A 2,714-nucleotide genomic window follows, 5' to 3' on the forward strand; every position below is an offset into this window, starting at 1 on the left:
CAACGGGTGTAACTGGAGCAACGGGTGTAACTGGAGCAACGGGTGTAACTGGAGCAACGGGTGTGACTGGAGCAACAGGAGCCACTGGAGCCACTGGAGCCACTGGAGTAACAGGAGTAACGGGTGCAACCGGAGTAACCGGGGTGACTGGCCCAACTGGAGTAACGGGATCAACCGGAGTAACAGGAGTAACAGGAGCAACTGGAGTAACGGGAGCAACCGGAGTAACTGGTTCAACCGGAGTAACTGGTTCAACCGGAGTAACAGGATCAACCGGAGTAACAGGAGTAACGGGAGCAACCGGAGTAACCGGGGTGACTGGAGCAACTGGAGTAACGGGAGCAACCGGAGCAACCGGAGTAACAGGAGCAACGGGATCAACCGGAGTAACAGGAGCAACGGGAGCAACGGGAGTAACAGGAGCAACGGGAGCAACGGGAGTAACAGGATCAACCGGAGTAACAGGTGTGACTGGAGCAACTGGAGTAACAGGAGCAACGGGAGTAACGGGAGCAACCGGAGTAACAGGAGCAACGGGAGTAACGGGAGCAACCGGAGTAACCGGGGTGACTGGCCCAACTGGAGTAACGGGCCCAACCGGACCAACCGGCGCCACAGGCAGTACACCAACCTTGCTCTTCACAAGAACCAACGGGCCGCTCACTGTTTATCCGCCGTTAAATACAGAAGTTCCCGTTGCTACGCTGGCAATCCCAGTTAATGCTTTGCAGAATGTAAAGCTGGATTATGCACTCAGTGCCGCGTTAACAACTGCAGCGAATTCAAACTTTGTTTTTGAAGTGAGATTATATAGGGGAGCAGTGCAAATTCATACAAGAACTCTGTCGCGAACCAGTACTCTCGCAGCTACGGATAGTTTTTCGATTGCTGATACAACAGTGGATACTGCGCCGACCGCAGGAACGAACACTTACCAGCTCAGGGTTATTTTCACAACTGCTAATAATTTAACGACAGCAACTGCACTCAATATCGATTTTAACAGCATAAGTTTTCCGACAACCTAATACAACAGCAGACTGATATTTTAAAGATGAAAGACCTGACTTATGCACAGTTAGGTCTTTTTTCTGTAAAATGCTGTGCATGATGCAGTCTTAACGAACATTTGAAAAATTGCCCAATAGAAGTGGGGTTTTGCCACACCTTTTTTCTCTGTGGAAATATTATGAAAATAGAGGTGGTGTAATGAGAAAAGGAGATACTTGGTATAACAGATACGACTCTTGGGATTACGACTGCCGGAATTGTAATGAGTGCTGCTGTCATTTTCAACATAAAAGAAGAAATCAAAGGCGCAGTTATCAAAATCGGGCACATTGCTGTGAAGGATTCTGTTGCGAACCCCCTTGCTGTCATGAAAGATGGTGTCCATGCTGTCATCCAAATCATTTTCACGTAAGAGGATTCACCGGAGCAACGGGGTGCACCGGAGCAACAGGACTGACCGGAGCAACAGGACTGACCGGAGCAACAGGACTGACCGGAGCAACAGGGCTGACTGGAGCAACGGGGTTCACTGGAGCAACAGGGCTGACCGGAGCAACGGGCTCGACCGGGAATACCGGAGCGACTGGGGTAACCGGTGCCACTGGAGTCACTGGAGATCCCGGCGCCACGGGAGTAACGGGAGCCACCGGGGTAACAGGCGCTACCGGGATCACCGGAGTCACTGGAGTAACGGGATCAACTGGAGTAACCGGAGTAACTGGGGTAACCGGAGTAACAGGAGCCACCGGGGATACTGGAGCCACTGGGATAACAGGCGCTACCGGAGTAACAGGAGCCACCGGGGATACTGGAGCCACTGGGATAACAGGCGCTACCGGGGTAACCGGAGCGACAGGAGTAACGGGAGCGACAGGAATAACAGGAGCCACCGGGGTAACAGGCGTAACCGGAGCGATTGGAGTAACGGGAGCCACTGGAGTAACCGGGGATACTGGAGCTACCGGGATAACGGGCACGACCGGAGTAACGGGAGCGACAGGAATAACAGGAGCCACCGGGGTAACAGGCGTAACCGGAGCGATTGGAGTAACGGGAGCCACTGGAGTAACCGGGGATACTGGAGCCACTGGGATAACAGGAGCTACAGGAGTAACGGGAGCAACCGGGGTAACAGGTGCTACAGGAGTAACGGGGGCAACCGGGGTAACAGGAGCCACCGGGGTAACAGGCGTAACCGGAGCGATTGGAGTAACGGGAGCCACTGGAGTAACCGGGGCTACTGGAGCAACTGGGATAACAGGCGCTACCGGAGTAACGGGAGCCACCGGGGTAACCGGAGCGACTGGAGTAACTGGGGTAACCGGAGTAACAGGAGCCACCGGGGATACTGGAGCCACTGGGATCACCGGAGCTACCGGAGTAACTGGGGTAACCGGCGTAACTGGGGTAACCGGAGTGACTGGAGTAACAGGAGCCACCGGGGCTACTGGAGCCACTGGGATAACTGGAGCCACTGGGATCACCGGAGCTACCGGAGTAACTGGGGTAACCGGCGTAACTGGGGTAACCGGAGTGACTGGAGTAACAGGAGCCACCGGGGCTACTGGAGCCACTGGGATAACTGGAGCCACTGGGATCACCGGAGCTACCGGAGTAACTGGGGTAACCGGAGTAACTGGGGTAACCGGAGTAACTGGGGTAACCGGAGTAACTGGGGTAACCGGAGTAACTGGGGTAACCGG

2 protein-coding genes and 1 pseudogene are annotated in these 2,714 nt (G+C 54.6%); all 3 read left to right on the top strand.

All coding sequences use genetic code 11. From position 1 onward, the window contains the following. A pseudogene (locus tag AC2CGA_RS17420) lies at nt 1–1,028 on the top strand (hypothetical protein); the annotation flags it as partial. A 245-nt stretch (nt 1,029–1,273) separates the two neighbouring features. Beyond that, a complete protein-coding gene (locus AC2CGA_RS17425; protein WP_024084997.1) occupies nt 1,274–1,423 on the top strand; it encodes a hypothetical protein in 150 nt (49 codons plus the stop codon). Between the two features lie 257 nt (nt 1,424–1,680). Next, a partial coding sequence (locus AC2CGA_RS17430) for a hypothetical protein (RefSeq protein WP_484480264.1) occupies nt 1,681–2,714 on the top strand: 1,034 nt, incomplete at its 3' end.

Source organism: Bacillus sp. SYZHCR11 (assembly GCF_057196865.1).

Bases quoted from the DNA above. Each gene is read 5' to 3' on its own strand.
- AC2CGA_RS17425 (WP_024084997.1), top strand. From the start codon at position 1,274: ATGAGTGCTGCTGTCATTTTCAACATAAAAGAAGAAATCAAAGGCGCA.